Origin of the sequence: Pectobacterium versatile (assembly GCF_020166435.1) — a bacterium.
Classification (GTDB): Bacteria; Pseudomonadota; Gammaproteobacteria; order Enterobacterales; family Enterobacteriaceae; genus Pectobacterium; species Pectobacterium versatile.
The window spans coordinates 1-17,950 of the sequence record NZ_JAINZP010000009.1 but is presented as its reverse complement, the minus strand read 5'-3'; the positions used below and the strand labels follow the sequence as shown (position 1 = coordinate 17,950).

Genomic DNA, 17,950 nt, shown 5'->3' with positions numbered 1-17,950 from the left:
GTTCCGCCGCTCGAACGATTTAGGGTAGATCTGCTCTAAAATTATCCGCCCAGATAGGCCGAACGTACCGCTTCATTAGCTAACAATGCCGCACCGGTATCTTCCAACACGACATGGCCGTTTTCAAGTACATAACCCCGGTCTGCCAGTTTCAGCGCCTGATTGGCGTTTTGCTCTACCAGGAAGATGGTCATGCCCTCTTCGCGCAGTTGCTGGATCGTGTCGAAAATTTGCAGGATGATGATCGGTGCCAGACCCAGCGATGGCTCGTCCAGCAGCAGTAAACGCGGCTGACTCATCAGCGCACGGCCAATCGCCAGCATCTGCTGTTCACCGCCTGACATCGTGCCGGAACGCTGGGCGCGTCGTTCATACAGACGCGGGAACAGATCGTAGACGCGCGCAATGCGCTCCTGATACTGATCGCGCTCGGCAAAAAACCCACCCATCGCCAGATTCTCTTCTACCGTCATGCGAGAAAAGACGCGACGCCCTTCCGGCACAATCGCGATAGCTTCACGCATAATCTGCGCGGTCTGCCAGTTCGTGATGTCCTTGCCATCAAACGTGATGGTGCCTTCCGTCGCGCGCGGATCGCCGCACAGCGTGCCCAGCAGTGTGGTTTTACCGGCACCGTTCGCGCCGATCAGCGTAACAATCTCGCCCTGATTAATATGCAGGCTCACCTGATGCAGCGCCTGAATTTTTCCGTAGTGGGTCGAAACCTGATGTAATGACAGCATAAACGTTATCCTTCACCCAGATATGCACGGATGACATCCGGGTTGTTACGAATTTCAGCTGGAGTGCCTTGTGCCAGCGGCGTTCCCTGATTGACAACATAAATCCGGTCGGAAATTCCCATCACCAGTTTCATATCATGTTCAATCAACAAAACGGACACCTGATGGCTATCGCGCAGTTCCGCAATCAGCTGATTTAACTCGTCAGTTTCTTTCGGGTTCAGGCCGGCCGCAGGCTCATCCAGCATCAGCAGCTCAGGCCGCGTCACCATGCAGCGGGCGATTTCCAGACGGCGTTGCTGGCCGTAAGACAGATTCCCCGCCTGACGGTTCGCTAAATCCAGCAGGCCGATACGCTCCAGCCACACCGCGGCGCGCTCTTGCGCATCTGCTTCCGCACGACGAAAGCCCGGCGTTTTCAACAGCCCGGCAAATACGCCGCTTTTCAGGTGCTGATGCTGTGCCACCAGCAGGTTCTCGATCACCGTCATTTCACGGAACAGGCGAACGTGCTGGAATGTGCGCACCACGCCCATTCGGGCAATCGCCTGTCCGGGTAACCCTTCCAGATGACGATCGCGCAGCATGATAGTGCCGCCGCTTGGGCGATAAAAACCGGTCAGGCAGTTAAAGACCGTGGTTTTCCCCGCCCCGTTCGGGCCGATCAGCGAGACGATTTCGCCAGCATGAATGTCCATTTCAACATTGTTGACCGCCAGCAGGCCGCCAAAACGCATCATCAGACCTCTGACTGATAATAGTGGCTGCGTGCTCATGCTTGCTCTTCCTTCTTCGCGACTTTCAACTTCATCTCAGGACGCTTCATCGGCAGCAGGCCTTGCGGACGCCAAATCATCATCAGAACCATCAACGCACCCAGCAACAGCATGCTGTATTCATTCAGATCGCGCATCAGTTCGCGGGAGACGACCAGCAAGATTGCAGCAAGAATGACCGCAAACTGCGAGCCCATTCCACCCAGCACAACGATGGCTAGCACAAAGGCAGATTCAGCGAACGTGAATGATTCCGGGCTGACGAAGCCCTGACGCGCGGCAAACAGCGTACCGGCAAAACCGGCGAACGCGGCGCTGATGGTAAAGGCGGTCAGCTTGATGCGCGTTGGGCTCAGCCCCAGAGAACGACAGGCGATTTCATCATCACGCAGCGCTTCCCAGGCACGCCCTAACGGCATACGCAGCAGGCGGTTAATCACAAACAGAGTTAACACGACCAGCAGCAGCGCGACCAGATACAGGAAGATGACGCGATCGCTGGGGTCATATTGCAGACCGAAGAAGTTGTGGAACGTATCCCAACCGCCATCGCGCGCGCTGCGGCCAAATTCCAGACCAAAGAAGGTCGGTTTAGGGATCTGGCTGATGCCGTTCGGACCACCGGTAATTTCAGTGTTGTTCAGCAGCAGGATACGGACAATCTCGCCGAACCCGAGCGTCACAATCGCCAGATAGTCACCACGCAAACGCAGCACTGGGAACCCTAGCAGGAAGCCGGACAGCGCCGCCGCCATGCCCGCCAGCGGCAGACTTTCCCAGAAGCCCAAGCCGTAATAGTGATTCAGCAGCGCATAGGTGTACGCGCCAATGGCGTAAAACCCGCCGTAGCCCAATACCAGCAGACCGGATAAACCAACCACAACGTTCAAGCCCAGACCCAGCATCACGTAAATCAGCGTGAGCGTGGCGATATCTACCGAACCGCGCGATACCAGAAACGGCCAGGCGATAGCCGCGATAATCAACGCCGCAGCTAATATCTTCTGCCGTGGCGTACTGCCATCAAAACTCGGCAGCACCAAAGACGGTGCAGAGAATTTCTTGATGCTTTGCTGGAAGAACGGGCGAATCAACTGGAAGAAGAACACCACGATGCAGCCCGCGCCAATCCAATACCAGCGGACTTCATCGGCACCGCGCACCACCAACTTGGTGCCATCCAGCGCCAGTTGCATGCCCATTAAAAACGAGGCCAGCACCAGCAGCATGAACGCGGAAACCAACGCATTAAACAGGTTGAGCTGTTTCATACTTTCTCAACCTCCGGGCGACCCAGAATACCGGTTGGCATCACCAGCAGCACCACAATCAGCAGCGCAAACGACACCGCATCTTTGTATTCCGTGCTCAGGTAAGCGGACGTCAGCGCTTCGGCTACACCCAAAATCAGCCCACCGATCATCGCGCCAGGAATACTGCCAATTCCGCCCAGCACCGCTGCGGTAAAGGCTTTCATTCCGGCCATAAAGCCGATATAGGGGTTGATAACGCCGTAGAATTGTCCCAGCAGCACGCCCGCAACGGCGGCCATGAGTGCGCCAATGACGAAGGTCAGGGAGATCACGCGATCGGTGCTAATCCCTAACAGGCTAGCCATTTTCAGGTCTTCCGCACAGGCACGGCAGGCGCGACCCATACGGGAATAGCGAATAAATAACGTCAGTGCCAGCATGGCGAGGAACGTCACAATCCAGATGGTCAACTGCATGGTGCTAATCGTCGCGGCAAAGCCATTGCTTTCGCCTAGCACCCACTGGCCGGTCACCAGACTCGGCAGCGCAACATCACGCGAGCCCTGATTCAGGCTGACGTAGTTTTGCAGGAAAATTGACATCCCGATGGCAGAAATCAGCGCAATCAGACGCTTTGACGTTCGAACAGGTCGGTAAGCCACCCGTTCGATACTCCAGCCGTAGGCGCTGGAAATGACCACAGCGGCAATGAAAGCGGCACCAATCAGGAGCCAGCCAGCATCGATACCCATCATCATCAGGGCCGCAATCACAATAAAGGAGACGTAGCTACCGATCATATACACTTCGCCGTGTGCGAAGTTAATCATGCCGATAATGCCGTAAACCATGGTGTAGCCAATGGCGATCAGCGCATAGGTGCTGCCCAACGTCAGGCCGTTGAACATCTGCTGAAAAAAGTAAAGGAACTGCTCGGACATACCTTAAACCTTAAATGCTGCCCCCGCGCCTTGCGGCAACGGGGGCTTCGGTATTGAGGGATTAGTAGTGGTATACACTCAGCGAGCGAAGAATACTCTCCACGCCGAAGAGGCAGACAACGGCGTCTTCACCCATTACCCGCCTCCGGCATGATGATTATTTCACTGCGCTGGACGTACCGTCTTTGTGCCACTCAAATACGCCAAATTCAAACCCTTTCAGGTCGCCTTTTGCATCCCAGCTTAATGGTCCCATTACTGTATCCACAGGGTTCGCTTTCAGATCCGCGGCCAGTTTTTCCGGCGCATCGCTACCCGTACGCGTCATCGCCGTGGTCAGCGATTGCAGCGCGGCGTAGGTCGTCCAGACAAACGGACCGGTTGGATCCAATTTCTTGGCTTTCAGCGCATCGACAATCGGTTGGTTAGCAGGAACCTGATCGTAACGCTTCGGCAGCGTCACCAGCATACCTTCAGAGGCATCGCCTGCGATGTTAGACAGTGACGAGTTACCCACGCCTTCCGGGCCCATGAATTTGGTGGTCATGCCAGCCTGACGCGCCTGACGCAGAATCTGTCCCATTTCTGGGTAGTAGCCGCCGAAATAAACGAAATCGACGTTCTCTTTCTTCAGACGCGCAACCAGCGTGGAGAAATCTTTATCACCCGCCGTCACACCTTCAAACAGCACAACATTCGCACCGGCTTTTTTCAGGCTATCCTGAACAGAGCGGGCTAGGCCTTCACCATATTGCTGTTTGTCATGAACCACGGCGATGCGCTGCGGTTTGAGGGTTTCGACAATGTATTTTGCTGAGGTTGGCCCCTGATCGGAATCCAGCCCCGTCGTGCGCAGCACCATTTTGTAGCCGCGCGTGGTTAAGTCGGCGTTGGTTGCCGCAGGCGTAATCATGATCACGCCTTCTTCTTCATAGATATCAGACGCAGGCTGCGTTGAGGAGGAACACAGATGGCCAATCACATAACGGATACCGTCATTGATGACTTTGTTCGCGACGGCAACCGCCTGCTTAGGGTCGCACGCGTCATCATATTCAACGCCGACCAGCTTGTTACCGTTTACGCCGCCTTTTGCGTTAATGTCTTCAATGGCCTGACGTGCGCCAATGAACTCCATATCGCCATACTGTGCAACGGGGCCAGACATGGCACCCACAACGGCAACCTTAATATCGGCAGCGCTGACCGCGTGACTCAACGCCGCAGCCATACAACCCATCAGCAATACTTTACCTTTACTGAATTTCATTCTTTTTACCCCATCTGTCATTATGGATATTGCCGAAAACCTGACCGCCTTCTGCCATAACCTGCTATTTTCTTATAAGTAAGAAAGGCTTAGGTTATTATTAGTAATGATTTCTAATAAGGCTTTATTTTTCATATTATTAAACAGGAATATTATGCTGCAAATCAACTCACATTGTCAGAAACAAGCGGAACAAACAGCACAAAATGCCAGATGCAAAAACCAGCATTCAATTTATATATAGTCAGATATTCTGCTTTGTGCATTAATTGTTGATGGATTACTCGAAAAACAAAGAATGAGAAAAACATTTGCCCTATTAACCATAGCGCTCAAATTACACAACTGATCCACTACAAAACAACTACATTATTCTTCACTCATATGATGGAGTGCCGATAAAAATGAAACTAACCGTTGAATGCCTCACCCGATTCAGCCCCCAGGATAAAATTGATCTGGCGAAAATTTGGCCGCATCAGAACATTGATTTACTCGAAGAAGGGCTCATGCTCGATCGGCGATTATTTGCCGCCCGTTTTAACGATCGGTTGTTAGGCGGCGTGTTGGTCGAGCTTGAAGGAGAATATGCGGAACTGAGCGATCTGATGGTGCGGGAAGTCACGCGGCGGCGGGGCGTAGGGCAACTTTTGCTTGATGAAGTGCGACGTCAGCTTCCTGATGTTAAAGAGTGGTGGCTGGCCACGGCCGATCATGCCGCGATCAAAGAAGAAGTGCTGGCGCGGTTTATGGTGTCTTGCGGTTTCTCACCGGTGTCCGGCGGCTGGCGCTATATTCGTAGAAAAGAAACACCGTTGATTCTTGACCAACTCAATCCAGAGAAGCCATAACTCAAGCTCTGCGAATTGACATCAGACAAAAACAAAACGACCGGGAATTACCCGGTCGCTACAGAAAGAGACGATGAGAGCGATTAGGCTTCTATTGCCGCTCGCAGTTTTTTCATCGCATTCTTTTCTAACTGACGCACACGCTCTGCGGAAACGCCGTATTGATCGGCCAGCTCCTGCAAGGTAGATTTGTTGTCATCATCCAACCAGCGGGCGCGAATAATGTGCTGGCTGCGTTCATCCAGCCCTTCCAGCGCGTAGGTGAGCTTATCGGCCGCATGCGTTTCCCAGTTATCTTCTTCAATGCCATCAGCAAAGTCAGACGATTTATCCTGTAGGTAAAGCATCGGCGACATCGCCTTGCCGTCGTGCGAATCTTCTTCCGGCGTCGGATCGAACGTCATGTCCTGCGCCGCCATGCGGGATTCCATCTCGCGTACATCTTTGCTGGTCACGCCAAGTTCACGTGCCACCAGTTCGACTTCATCCTGATTAAACCAGCCGAGGCGCGTTTTAGACTTACGCAGGTTAAAGAACAGCTTACGCTGTGCTTTGGTGGTCGCCACTTTCACAATACGCCAGTTACGCAGCACGTATTCATGAATTTCTGCTTTGATCCAATGCACGGCGAAAGAAACCAGACGCACGCCAACTTCAGGGTTGAAGCGACGTACCGCTTTCATTAGGCCGATGTTCCCTTCCTGAATCAGGTCCGCCTGTGGCAAGCCGTAGCCGGAATAATTGCGGGCAACGTGAATAACAAACCGCAGGTGTGACAGAATCAAGTGCTTAGCAGCCTCCAGATCGCCCTGATAGTGCAGTCGTTCAGCCAGTGCCCGCTCTTCCTCCGCCGTCAGCATCGGATAGGCATTGGCGGCACGAATATACCCTTCCAGACTGCCTTGGGGAACTAAGGTGAAAGTTTGCATATCTTTGGTCATTCAACCCTCTCAGTTGTTCTACTCATCATATTGCAGTCGGCTATCTTAGCACTGCTTCACCGTATCGTTTTGCGCGAAAATGGCAAAATGCGGCACCTTACAGCTTATTTATTAAACCCCTAAAATCGGGTTTTTCAAATTCTAAAAGCTGTCTATTCAGACTGTGATTTCGCTCGCAAGTTCCTATCATTTTATTCACCTCATGCCAGAGATCAAACGGGTCGGTAACGCACGATAAACCAAAGGGGAAAACACAGCGGAAAGTATAAAGAAGAGATGTCGCTGAGGAGGTTTCCCCCTGCAATACTGTCTGAATTACAGGGGGGAATTATAGCAGAAAAAGCTTACTGTGGTGTAAAACGGCGTAAATGTTGCACCGTCGCCAGCCAGGCGGCCAGCCAGCCAATTATGCCAGCGATTAACAACAGCAGCAGGGACTCATCCCAGCTCAGCCCCTTGACGGCAAACGTCGTACCGAAAACAGCAGCAACCTGCGCCACCACCGCATCCAACTGCCAGACCAGCGCCTGTGATAAAATCAGCGACAGCACCGCGCCACCCACGCCCATTGCCGCTCCACCATTCAGGAACGGACGCAGAATAAAGCCGTCCGTCGCACCAATCAGCTTCATCACGTTGATGGTTTCGCGACGGCTGAAAATACTCAGACGCACGCTGTTGCCGATCACCAGAAAAACGGCAACGACCATCAGGATGCCAATCGTCGCGGAAATTTGCCCAACAAGATTAGTCAACGCCACCAGCCGCGCAAACCAGCTGTCATCCATCCGTACTTCATCCACGCCCTGCGTCGCAGCCACACGGTCGCGCAACGTCGTCAACGTGGTGGAGTCCTGAAAGCGCATTTTCGGCGTAATAATTGCCACAGCTGGCAACGGATTCTCTTCCAACATATCCAGCGCGCCGCCAAAACCCGACCAGTTGCGGAACTCGCCCATTGCTTCATTGCGCGACAGATAATTGACTTTATCGACGCCGTCTTCAGATTGAAGCTGCGTGATAACCGCCTGCGCCGCGTTGTCATCCAGTGATTTATCCAGATACACCGTCAGTTGCGGCGAGGGATACCACTGCGTGGCCGCCTGACTGACGTTTTTCCAGACCAGATAGCAGATGCTGGGCAACGCCAACGAAATAGCGATGACCATCACGGTCAGAAAGGTAGCCAGCGGCTGGCGCAGCATATCAGCCAGCGTATTGGTCCAGGCATAGCGCCACTGTTCTTGCCAGCCACCGCGCAGCGCTTTCGCTTTTGCGACAGGCTTTTTCGCATTACGGACGTTATTCGCCATTGTGGTTTCCCCCCACCATGCGGCCATCCGACAGCGTTAGCACACGGTAATTACGGCGGGCGATAAGCCCAGTATCATGCGTCGCCATCAGGACCGTGACGCCAACACGATTGAATTCTTCAAACAGGCGCAAAATGCCTTCTGACAGCGCTTCATCCAGGTTGCCGGTCGGTTCATCCGCCAGCAACACTGCAGGTTTGTTCACCACCGCGCGCGCAATGCCAACACGCTGCTGTTCACCGCCGGACAGCTGGATAGGATAGTTCTTCGCTTTATCCAGCAGGCCAACCTTGTCCAGCGCGGCGGATACCCGGCGGCGGATATCCTCACTGCTGGCACCCGCGATGATGAGCGGCATCGCGACGTTGTCATAGACCGTGCGCTCCATCAACAGATGGTGATCCTGAAAGATCATGCCGATCTGGCGTCGCAGGAACGGGACTTCGCGTTTTTTCAGGCGGCTGATATTGTGGCCGCCAAACAAAATCTGACCCGCGCTGGGACGTTCAATGCCACAAATCAGTTTCAGCAGGGTACTTTTCCCTGCGCCGGAATGGCCGGTCAGGAACGCCATTTCCGCTGGGCGCAGATGGAAATCCACCCCTTGCAATGCCTGACGCCCACCGAGGTAAGCTTTACTGACCTGTTCAAAACGAATCATCCGTTTTAATCCTCTCGGGCAAAAAGTGCCTCAATAAAATCGTCGGCCTTGAATGGCCGTAAATCTTCAATACCTTCACCTACCCCAATATAGCGGATAGGAATAGCGAACTGGTCGGCAATGGCGAAAATCACCCCGCCTTTCGCGGTACCGTCCAGCTTAGTTAAGGTAATTCCCGTCAGCCCAACCGCTTCATTAAACAGCTTGGCCTGACTCACCGCGTTCTGTCCGGTGCTCGCATCCAGCGTCAGCATCACTTCATGCGGCGCGTCTTCGTCTAGCTTTTTCATCACGCGCACAATCTTTTTCAGCTCTTCCATCAGGTGCGCTTTGTTCTGCAAGCGACCCGCGGTATCGGCGATCAGAACATCAACGCCGCGCGCTTTCGCTGCCTGAATCGCATCGAAAATCACCGATGCCGAATCCGCCCCCGTATGCTGCGCCACGACCGCCACGTTATTGCGCTGTCCCCAGACCTGAAGTTGCTCGACCGCCGCCGCACGGAAAGTATCACCCGCCGCCAGCATCACGGACTTGCCCTGTGCCTGGAACTGGCGTGCCATTTTCCCGATGGTGGTGGTTTTACCCACGCCATTAACGCCAACCATCAGAATGACATACGGCGTTTTGCCTTCGATATTCAGCGGGGCGTCCACCTTAGCAAGAATCTCCGCCATTTCTTCTTTCAGCTTCACAAAAAGCGTATCAGCATCTTTCAGTTGGCGGCGGCTAGCGTGCTCCGTCAGGCTACCGATGATCTTACGGGTCGTCTCAACCCCGACATCGGCAATCAGCAGTTGTTCTTCCAGTTCGTCAAACAGATCGTCGTCGATTTTCTTACCGCGAAACAATCCGATAAATCCGGAACCGAGGTTCTGGCGCGTTTTTACCAGACTGCGTTTCAGGCGAGCGAAGAAACCTTCTTTCGTCGGACGTTCCTGCTCTTGCGCCACAGCCGGAACATCATCTGGCTGTGCCTGCTCTGGTTCTTCGTATTCTTGCTCTTCCTGCTGCGCAACGTCTGGCTCAGCATCAGCCACCGTCGCACTTTCGGCGATCTCGGTGTGCACGATCGGATCGGCGATATCCCGATCGAAACTGTCATGTTCGATCGCGTCACGATCGTCTGGTTCAGAAATAGTCGGGGCAGATGCAGCTGGTTCAGAAATAATGGATTCAGAAGCGTTAACTTCTGGGGCGGCGGTGGTTGATGCGTCTGCCGCGGCGGTAACCTCACGCTCGGCGACCGGTTGGGTCAATGCTTCCGCTTCAACCTTTAGCTTTTCTTCAACGAGAGGCGCTTCTGCCAGTGGCTTCTCTACCAGTTCCGGCGCATGTTCAACGGTCTGGTGAGCCGATGCTGCAGCATCCGACTCTGCTGCTGAAGGTTGTTCTTCGACAACCGGCTGCTCTTGCGGTTGCTCTTGTTGTTTTTCTTCCTGTTTCCCTAATCCCAGCCAGGAAAAAAAACCGCGCTTCTTTTCTTTTGACATGTGCGATCGCGCTCCACGCTGCTCACCGCAGCGAATCAATCAATGAAAATCATATTTAAACAACAAGTTTAACACTTTCCTGCCGACAGCAACACGCGGCCAACGGGGGCAATGGCAGACAATTCTCCGCGCTGCCGACAATCTTCGTAACGAAAGGCAATGTCCGTAACGAAGTGTGTCAAACACCGTACGTGATCGAAAGGCCGCAGACAGCACAAAATTTTGGGTTAAGCGCCTTAACGTCCATCTTAACATTCCCTCTACACGTAACCGCCGCTAGAATAGCGCCAGAAATTTCCTGCCCGCATCCACACCATGATGATGCGGCACAACAATAACCCTGTGAGCTATGGCTAAAAAAAATGCATCGTCAGCCGCCGGACAAATCCGAATCATCGGTGGTCAATGGCGCGGCAGAAAACTTCCGGTTCCTGATAGCCCCGGTTTACGTCCCACCACCGATCGCGTGCGGGAAACGCTGTTTAACTGGCTGGCTCCCGTCATTCAACAGGCGCGCTGTCTGGACTGTTTTGCTGGCAGCGGTGCGCTCGGGCTAGAAGCCCTTTCTCGTTATGCTGCGCACGCCACATTATTGGAGATGGAGCGTGCAGTCGCGCAGCAGTTAACGCAAAATCTGGCGCTGCTTCGGGCGGAAAACGCCGAGGTGGTCAATACTGATGCCCTGAGCTGGCTGGCGAAGCCGGGCACGCCGTTTGACGTTGTGTTTCTCGATCCACCGTTTCGCAAAGAACTGCTGAACAACACGCTTGCTCTGCTGGAACAACAGGGCTGGCTGGCACCCGACGCGTGGATTTACGTAGAAACAGAGGCGGAAAATGCGCAGCTGACTATCCCGGAAAATTGGCAACTGCACCGTGAAAAAATTGCGGGCCAGGTCGCCTACCGTTTATATATCCGTCAGTGATCTTCGCAGCGACGTAAGGGTAAGAGATGATTTTGATTAACCTTGGCAGATTATTGATGCTGGGCGTGTGGGGATTTTTGTTGCTTAACCTGATTCAGCCGTTTCCCAAGCCGTTGAATATCTTCATGACCGTGGCGATGGTGTTTATGATCCTGATGCATGGTTTTCAACTGCTGCTGTTAAAATCCAGCCAGCCGAAAGACAGTCCCGCGCTGAGCCGCGCGCTTCAGGCACGCATTTTCCTTTTTGGCGTGTTTGAGCTGCTGGCGTGGCAGAAAAAGCAGCCTAAGCCACCGAAGCCGTAATCGCTACTTCTGCTGGGGCACAAAGCGAATAAAGCGCGTGCCCTTTAGCTCAAAGGACACGCGCCGAGAAAATCAGGGTTTCTTGCCGGGAAGATAAGGGAACGCGGCAACGTTATCGCCTAAATCAGAAATGCGAGCGCTGCCCTTTTCCGTCACGGCATCAATGCGAATGATCGCCTGTAGAGGGATGAAACTGCGGCTAACGCCAGAGAATTCCGTTTTCAGTTTCTCGGTTGACGGGTCAACCAACACCGTAGACTGGCTATCAAACACGAAGTCGGCGATTTCAATAAAACCGAACAGGCTGCTCTGCACCAACTCACGCACGTAAAGTTGGTAATTCTTACCGTTATTTATAAATTGAATACGATAAAGCGCGGATTCATTACTCATTCAACACAATGCTCCCTTCAAGACTTCGCGGCGCCCATCTACAATAAAAACAGGCGATAACATAACATGAAGCTCACAGAAGTCGCATCCGTCTCACCCCGTGTTGTTTAACTTCCCCACAATCCCCTACACTGAACAAAGAACGGTTTATTTTTATTCTGACACAAACAAAAACACAAAAAGGACACGCTATGCTTTGGTCATTTATTGCTGTGCTTTTTTCTGGTTGGTTGTATGTGGACGCCAGCTACCGTGGGCCAACGTGGCAGCGTTGGTTATTCAAACCCGTCACGATGCTACTGCTGCTGGCGCTAGCCTGGCAGATGCCGCTGCTTGGTGTGCCGGGCTATCTGATTGTGCTGGGGCTGCTGGCCACGCTGGTCGCAGACACTCTGCTGTTGCTGCCGACTCAGCGTCTGCTTTACGCATTTGGCGCCTATTTCCTCTCGCATTTGCTGTACACCATTAGCTTTTTTACCGGACAGATTTCACTCACGTTCTTTTGGCCGCTGGCACTAACGCTCGTTATTCTGGCTGCGATCCTGATCGCCGTTATCTGGGGGCGATTGGACGCACAGCGCTGGCCCGCTTGCGCCTTTATCATCATGACGACGCTGATGGTCTGGATTGCAGGCGAGCGCTATTTTGCGCTGGGGACAAACGCGAATTTCTCCCTGCTGACAGGTACCGTACTGCTGTTTATCGCCCATGCAGTCTGGCTGATTCACCATTACCGTTTTCCGTTCCGCGCCCATCAGGCGATTGTGGCAGCGGGCTATTTTGGCGGCCATTTCCTGATCGTTCGCTCCCTCTATTTCTGACGTTCGCGGCGCTCACGAAAATCTGGCTAAGCATTAAGCAGCGGTGTAAAGTTCCTGATGAGTATGTAAGTCACTAACAACGGAGGAAGAGATGCACTCTCATCAGCATAACCACAGCGCTGAGAAATCAGCCTGCTGCAATAACAGCGTTCACCACGCGCCACGCCGCGCCAAAAGTTGCTGCAACGAACACACGCAGCATTCAAACCACGCAGACCACAGCTGCTGTTCAACCAAACACACGTCTGATGCCGTAGTACAGAGCGCGTGTGGCACAGAGCAACAGTCGTCAGACAGCGGCGGTAGCGCGGATTCAGACGACCCCGACAGCGGAGACAGCGACAGGCCCCGATCCCACCAGCGTTTTAGCTGGAAAATCAGCGGGATGGATTGTCCCAGCTGCGCACGTAAAATCGAAAATGCAGTAAAAAATCTCACCGGAATTGAACAGGCCAAAGTACTGTTCGCCACCGAAAAATTGGTTGTTGATGCCAACACCGATATCCGACTTCAGGTTCAACATGCCGTTCAGCAAGCGGGCTTCGCCTTGCAGGACACCGCACTCCCCCTCGCCCCACCCGACACCTCGACCGCACGTCGTTTTGTACATGAATATGGTTTCTTAATACTTTTCACTCTGCTGGCTGCTGCGAGCTGGGGACTTTCCCTGCTAAGCGAGCGCGGCGGGCAGATCGCGTTTATCGCGACCACGATTGTCGGGCTGATCCCGATCCTGAAAAAAACGGTGCAGCTCATTCGCACGGGTACGCCCTTCGCGATTGAAACGCTGATGAGCGTGGCTTCCATTGGAGCGCTCTTGATTGGCGCCACCACCGAAGCCACCGTCATCCTGCTGCTGTTTATGCTAGGCGAACATCTGGAATCTTACGCGGCAAACCGCGCACGACGGGGCGTAACGGCGCTGATGGCACTGCTTCCCGAAGATGCCACGGTCGTCAGCAATGGGCAGCGACGCCTCGTTCCCGTCGCCAGTCTGGTTCCCGGTGACGTGATTGAAGTCGCCCCCGGTGGACGACTCCCCGCCGATGCGGAGCTCTTGAACAGCGACGCTAGCTTTGATGAAAGCGCGCTGACCGGTGAATCGGTTCCCGTTGAACGTACGCCCGGTGAAAAAATTGCCGCAGGCAGCCTGTGCGTCGATCGGGTTGTGCAGTTGCGGGTGGTGTCACAGCCGGGCAACAGCGCTATTGACCGCATTCTGCAACTAATAGAAGAAGCGGAAGAGCGCCGTGCGCCGATAGAGCGCTTCCTCGATAAGTTCAGCCGTTACTACACGCCCGCCATCATGCTGCTGTCGCTGCTGGTGATTCTGGTACCGCCGTTGCTGCTTGCGCAGCCGTGGCAAGAGTGGATTTATCGCGGCCTGACGCTGCTGTTAATTGGCTGCCCGTGTGCGCTGGTGATCTCAACGCCTGCGGCGATTACGTCGGGGCTAGCCGCCGCAACGCGTCGTGGAGCGCTGATTAAAGGTGGCGCGGCGCTGGAGTCGCTGGGCAGCATCAAGACTATCGCGTTCGATAAAACGGGCACGCTGACGGAAGGCAAGCCGCAGGTGACGGACGTATTGCCCGCTGCGGGCGTTAGCGCAACGGCGCTGCTAACCCGCACCGCTGCGGTGGAATCCGGTTCGCACCATCCGCTTGCCAAAGCGATCGTCCAGCATGCGCGATCCAGCAGCACGTTCCTGCCAATGGCAGAAAACCGCAAAGCGCTGGCGGGAGTCGGCGTGGAAGGCACGATAGGCGGCAAGCGGATTCAGGTCAGCGCACCGACTCGTGTCGCGCCCGATCTGCTTGATGCAAGCTGGTTGCAACGGATTGATGCGCTGGAGAACGAAGGGAAAACCGTCGTGGTGGTGCAAGAAGACGACAACCTGCTCGGCGTGCTGGCACTGAGCGATACGCTACGCCACGATGCGCGTGAGGCGCTGGATGCCTTGCAGCAGTTAGGGATTCGTGGCGTCATGCTCACCGGCGATAATCCCCGCGCAGCAGCAGCGATTGCGGCAACATTAGGGATCGATTACCGGGCCAGCCTGCTCCCTGCTGACAAGGTCACGGCAGTCAGCGAATTGAGCAAGCAGCATCCCGTAGCGATGGTGGGCGACGGCATCAACGACGCACCGGCAATGAAAGCGGCAACGATCGGGATTGCGATGGGAAGCGGTACCGACGTGGCGCTGGAGACGGCCGATGCCGCCTTAACGCACAGTCGCCTGACTGGGCTGGCCGCCATGATTAGCCTGTCGCGGGCAACGCAGCGCAATATCCGTCAGAACATGACTATCGCGCTGGGGCTGAAAGCGGTATTTCTGGTTACCAGCATTATGGGTATTACCGGACTGTGGCTCGCCGTGCTGGCAGATTCCGGCGCAACCGCGCTGGTCACCGCCAACGCGCTACGGCTGTTGAGAAAACAGGACTGATATTACCGTTGCTGGCTGTTGGTTGAGGGATCGAGATACACGGAGCGACCACGGGGTGAGGCCTCCCTACGGGAACCTCATCCCCGTGTTTCTCCTAATAACAAACCTCAGCAGTATAACGCACTGCGTATTATTGGCCTTTGCGCAGCAGATACCGGTAGGGAACCTGCTCGGTCTCTTGCGCCAGAAGCTCATGCTCCATGTACACGCAAAAACCGGGAATATCGCGGGTGGTGGCTGGATCGTCGGCAATAATCAGCAGCGTTTGCCCGGTTTCCATCTGGCGTACCGTCTTACGCACCATCATCACAGGCTCAGGGCAGCGCAGCCCCTGTGCATCAAGGGTTTTATCCGGGTTGGTAAAGGGATCGGTCATCAACGTTCTCAGTGCTGGAATCAAAAAACCGCCTTAGTTTACGCTGAGGATTTCCCGACGCAAGCGACGACAACGTTTGCGCAGAAAACAACCATCTTTTCCTGGAAAAACACATGGTCGTAGCGAAATAATTGCATTAGCAAAGCAATTGCGTATTATGCCGCCGCGTTGCAGCATAAATCTGCACGTTATCCCTTGGGTTCCCTAACCCCAATAACCAAAAAGGTCACATTATGTATCGTTTTACTCCCCAGCAGCGGCTTACGGCGCTGATCTGGCTATCGTTGTTCCATGTCCTGATCATTACGTCGAGTAATTATCTGGTTCAGCTCCCGGTATTGATTTTCGGTTTTCATACCACCTGGGGCGCGTTTACCTTTCCGTTTATTTTTCTGGCAACTGACCTGACGGTACGGGTTTTCGGTGCGCCGCTGGCGCGTCGTATCATTCTGACCGTGATGGTGCCTGCGCTGGTGATTTCCTATCTGGTGTCGTGCCTGTTTTATCAGGGATCGTGGCAATCATTCGAGGCGTTAAGTCAGGTGAATATTGTCGTGGCGCGTATCGCCTGCGCCAGCTTCATGGCTTATGTTCTCGGCCAGATTCTGGATGTTCACGTCTTCAACCGCCTGCGCCAGAAGCGTGCGTGGTGGGTCGCTCCGGCTGTGTCGACCGTGTTTGGTAATTTCAGCGATACGCTGGCCTTTTTCTTCATTGCGTTTTACCGCAGCACCGATGCCTTCATGGCGGCAAACTGGGTTGAAATCGCGATGGTGGATTATGCCTTCAAATTGCTGATCAGCCTGGCGTTCTTCCTGCCGATGTACGGCGTCATGCTGAACATGGTGCTTAAACGTCTAGGTGAGCAGAAAGGCGCAGCCGACTACCGTTCCGTCAGCAGCCACCGTTAATGGCAATCGGGCGGCGATTTACACCGCCTTTTCTCCCTAATATACCCGTCATACTTCAAGCTGCTCGTGCGTTGGCTGCCTTTACTCACCCCAGTCACTTACCTGAATAAGCTCTTGGGGATTCCCGCAGTTGCCGCCTTCACGCAACTCGAATTATTTAGGGTATACACTCATCGTTTTGTAAAAATAACGCAGGTACTAACAACGGTTTGCAACAACAAAATGCTTGTTTTTGCTATCTGAATAGGGTGCCATACTGTTATTACCTGTTTATACCCGTCATATTTCAAGTTGCATGTGCGTTGGCTGCGTTCACTCACCCGAATCACTTACCTGAGTAAGTTCATCGGGATTCCTTCCCTTGCCGCCTGCCTGAAACTCGAATTATTTAGGGTATAGAAAGATTATCTGTTTCAAAACGAGAGAAAGGGATCCCATGTCGAATGTAATCAAATACCTCGGTGTCGGCTTGCTTGTCGGCCTGCTTGCTGCCTGTGATGGCAAAACGGATGACGCTGCAAAATCGGGCGCGCAAGATAAACCTGCCGCAGAAGCCAGCGCAGGTCAGAATATTGAATTAATGAATGGCAAGGTGGCATTTACCCTGCCAGCCGATATGCGCGATCAAAGCGGTAAAGTCGGTACGCAGGCGAACAACATGCACGTTTACGCCAATGATAATGGACAGAAAGCCGTCATCGTGATTCTGGGTGACAACACCACAGAAGAGTTGACCGTGCTGGCACAACGTCTGGAAGACCAGCAACGCACGCGTGATGCCAATCTTCAGGTCGTCACCAACAAAACCATCGACGTTGACGGCAAGAAACTGCAACAGCTCGACAGCATTATCACCAGCAGCGGACAGCAGGCTTATTCCTCTGTCGTGCTGGGCAAAGTGGAAAACCAACTGCTGACCTTGCAGATCACGCTGCCAGCCAGCAATCAGCAACAGGCACAGAGCGAAGCAGAAGGCATCATCCACACGCTGAAGCTGAAATAATCCAGCCCCTTCACCCGTCTCTTTATAAACAAATCCCCAGTTCATTGGGGATTTTTGCTCCTGCCAGCTTAGCTTTTAACCTGAGAAACACAGTCTCATCCTGCATATCCCAACGTGGGGAAAAGATCAGACCTCTTTCTATGCACCCCCTACTTATAAATGAAACTATTTCAATACTAATCAATTGATTGGATTGTTTTTAGTCTTTTCTTCGTACTATTGAGTTTCCATTCCACCTGCTATCTTTTGCTCGTCATTTTTTATCAAGGGACTCATGTCAAGGATGTCACAGGGAACGTTTTCATTATTCTGCCTATTGCCCCAACTCCATCATACGTTTGCCCACAGCGACGTGAATCCCTCTTTTAAGCGTAATTCTCATCCAACTTAGGTTTGCCTGGGTATTTCATTTTTCATCAGGGGAGCGGCGGAACGCATCGGCGTGTGCGGTAGCCGTGGCAGCAGGACAAGAATAACAATAAGGAGAAAGCAGGTGGCAAACAGTACAGGATTACAGTTCACCGTAAA

The 17,950-nt window shown here is 53.6% G+C and carries 18 protein-coding genes; 7 read left to right on the top strand and 11 right to left on the bottom strand.

Features of this window, described 5'->3' with window-relative positions; translation table 11 throughout:
* Nucleotides 1-41: 41 nt before the first annotated feature.
* From livF to K7X24_RS12255, 5 genes are all read right to left on the bottom strand, one after another.
* A complete protein-coding gene (livF, locus tag K7X24_RS12275) occupies nt 42-743 on the bottom strand; it encodes a high-affinity branched-chain amino acid ABC transporter ATP-binding protein LivF (RefSeq protein ID WP_039363470.1) in 702 nt (233 codons plus the stop codon).
* Between the two features lie 5 nt (nt 744-748).
* Nucleotides 749-1,519 (bottom strand): high-affinity branched-chain amino acid ABC transporter ATP-binding protein LivG, encoded by a 771-nt coding sequence (livG, locus tag K7X24_RS12270; RefSeq protein ID WP_103862332.1) that lies wholly within the window; start codon nt 1,517-1,519, stop codon nt 749-751.
* The gene (locus K7X24_RS12265) at nt 1,516-2,790 is read right to left on the bottom strand and encodes a high-affinity branched-chain amino acid ABC transporter permease LivM (protein WP_224555134.1); all 1,275 of its coding nucleotides are present in this window, start codon (nt 2,788-2,790) and stop codon (nt 1,516-1,518) included. Before K7X24_RS12265 ends, livG begins: the two co-directional genes overlap by 4 nt.
* Nucleotides 2,787-3,713 (bottom strand): high-affinity branched-chain amino acid ABC transporter permease LivH, encoded by a 927-nt coding sequence (gene livH / locus K7X24_RS12260; RefSeq protein ID WP_039275912.1) that lies wholly within the window; start codon nt 3,711-3,713, stop codon nt 2,787-2,789. The genes K7X24_RS12265 and livH overlap by 4 nt, the downstream gene beginning before the upstream one ends.
* A 157-nt stretch (nt 3,714-3,870) precedes the next feature.
* The gene (locus K7X24_RS12255) at nt 3,871-4,983 is read right to left on the bottom strand and encodes a branched-chain amino acid ABC transporter substrate-binding protein (RefSeq protein WP_039491946.1); all 1,113 of its coding nucleotides are present in this window, start codon (nt 4,981-4,983) and stop codon (nt 3,871-3,873) included.
* A gap of 404 nt (nt 4,984-5,387) precedes the next feature.
* Here K7X24_RS12255 and panM point away from each other — a divergent pair, with 404 nt between their 5' ends.
* A complete protein-coding gene (gene panM / locus K7X24_RS12250; RefSeq protein ID WP_224555132.1) occupies nt 5,388-5,834 on the top strand; it encodes an aspartate 1-decarboxylase autocleavage activator PanM in 447 nt (148 codons plus the stop codon).
* Between the two features lie 83 nt (nt 5,835-5,917).
* On the opposite strand, the gene rpoH is transcribed toward panM, so the two are convergent.
* From rpoH to ftsY, 4 genes are all read right to left on the bottom strand, one after another.
* Nucleotides 5,918-6,775 (bottom strand): RNA polymerase sigma factor RpoH, encoded by an 858-nt coding sequence (gene rpoH / locus K7X24_RS12245; protein WP_010681389.1) that lies wholly within the window; start codon nt 6,773-6,775, stop codon nt 5,918-5,920.
* Nucleotides 6,776-7,119: 344 nt separating this feature from the next.
* Nucleotides 7,120-8,088: a permease-like cell division protein FtsX gene (ftsX, locus tag K7X24_RS12240; protein WP_224555130.1), complete on the bottom strand. Its 969-nt coding sequence runs from the start codon at nt 8,086-8,088 to the stop codon at nt 7,120-7,122.
* A complete protein-coding gene (gene ftsE, locus K7X24_RS12235; protein ID WP_010306560.1) occupies nt 8,078-8,749 on the bottom strand; it encodes a cell division ATP-binding protein FtsE in 672 nt (223 codons plus the stop codon). The genes ftsX and ftsE overlap by 11 nt, the downstream gene beginning before the upstream one ends.
* Before the next feature lie 5 nt (nt 8,750-8,754).
* A complete protein-coding gene (ftsY, locus tag K7X24_RS12230) occupies nt 8,755-10,242 on the bottom strand; it encodes a signal recognition particle-docking protein FtsY (protein WP_224555129.1) in 1,488 nt (495 codons plus the stop codon).
* Nucleotides 10,243-10,591: 349 nt separating this feature from the next.
* Between ftsY and rsmD the strand changes: the two genes are divergently transcribed.
* Together rsmD and K7X24_RS12220 are read left to right on the top strand one after the other, a co-directional pair.
* A complete protein-coding gene (gene rsmD / locus K7X24_RS12225) occupies nt 10,592-11,167 on the top strand; it encodes a 16S rRNA (guanine(966)-N(2))-methyltransferase (protein ID WP_010306568.1) in 576 nt (191 codons plus the stop codon).
* Between the two features lie 29 nt (nt 11,168-11,196).
* Nucleotides 11,197-11,472 (top strand): DUF1145 family protein, encoded by a 276-nt coding sequence (locus K7X24_RS12220; protein ID WP_161503027.1) that lies wholly within the window; start codon nt 11,197-11,199, stop codon nt 11,470-11,472.
* A 72-nt stretch (nt 11,473-11,544) separates the two neighbouring features.
* Here K7X24_RS12220 and K7X24_RS12215 read toward each other — a convergent pair whose 3' ends face one another.
* A complete protein-coding gene (locus K7X24_RS12215) occupies nt 11,545-11,865 on the bottom strand; it encodes a DUF1820 family protein (protein WP_010306578.1) in 321 nt (106 codons plus the stop codon).
* 191 nt (nt 11,866-12,056) lie between these two features.
* Here K7X24_RS12215 and K7X24_RS12210 point away from each other — a divergent pair, with 191 nt between their 5' ends.
* Nucleotides 12,057-12,686, top strand: a complete 630-nt coding sequence (locus K7X24_RS12210) for a lysoplasmalogenase (RefSeq protein WP_103943650.1) — start codon at nt 12,057-12,059, stop codon at nt 12,684-12,686.
* A gap of 91 nt (nt 12,687-12,777) precedes the next feature.
* The gene (locus K7X24_RS12205; RefSeq protein ID WP_224555127.1) at nt 12,778-15,132 is read left to right on the top strand and encodes a zinc/cadmium/mercury/lead-transporting ATPase; all 2,355 of its coding nucleotides are present in this window, start codon (nt 12,778-12,780) and stop codon (nt 15,130-15,132) included.
* Nucleotides 15,133-15,262: 130 nt separating this feature from the next.
* On the opposite strand, the gene tusA is transcribed toward K7X24_RS12205, so the two are convergent.
* Entirely contained in the window at nt 15,263-15,508 is a 246-nt protein-coding gene (gene tusA, locus K7X24_RS12200; protein ID WP_011095816.1) for a sulfurtransferase TusA, read from the bottom strand.
* A gap of 233 nt (nt 15,509-15,741) precedes the next feature.
* Between tusA and K7X24_RS12195 the strand changes: the two genes are divergently transcribed.
* Nucleotides 15,742-16,419: a 7-cyano-7-deazaguanine/7-aminomethyl-7-deazaguanine transporter gene (locus K7X24_RS12195; RefSeq protein ID WP_224555125.1), complete on the top strand. Its 678-nt coding sequence runs from the start codon at nt 15,742-15,744 to the stop codon at nt 16,417-16,419.
* A gap of 436 nt (nt 16,420-16,855) precedes the next feature.
* Nucleotides 16,856-17,422 (top strand): DcrB family lipoprotein, encoded by a 567-nt coding sequence (locus K7X24_RS12190; RefSeq protein ID WP_039474775.1) that lies wholly within the window; start codon nt 16,856-16,858, stop codon nt 17,420-17,422.
* Nucleotides 17,423-17,950 lie beyond the last annotated feature (528 nt).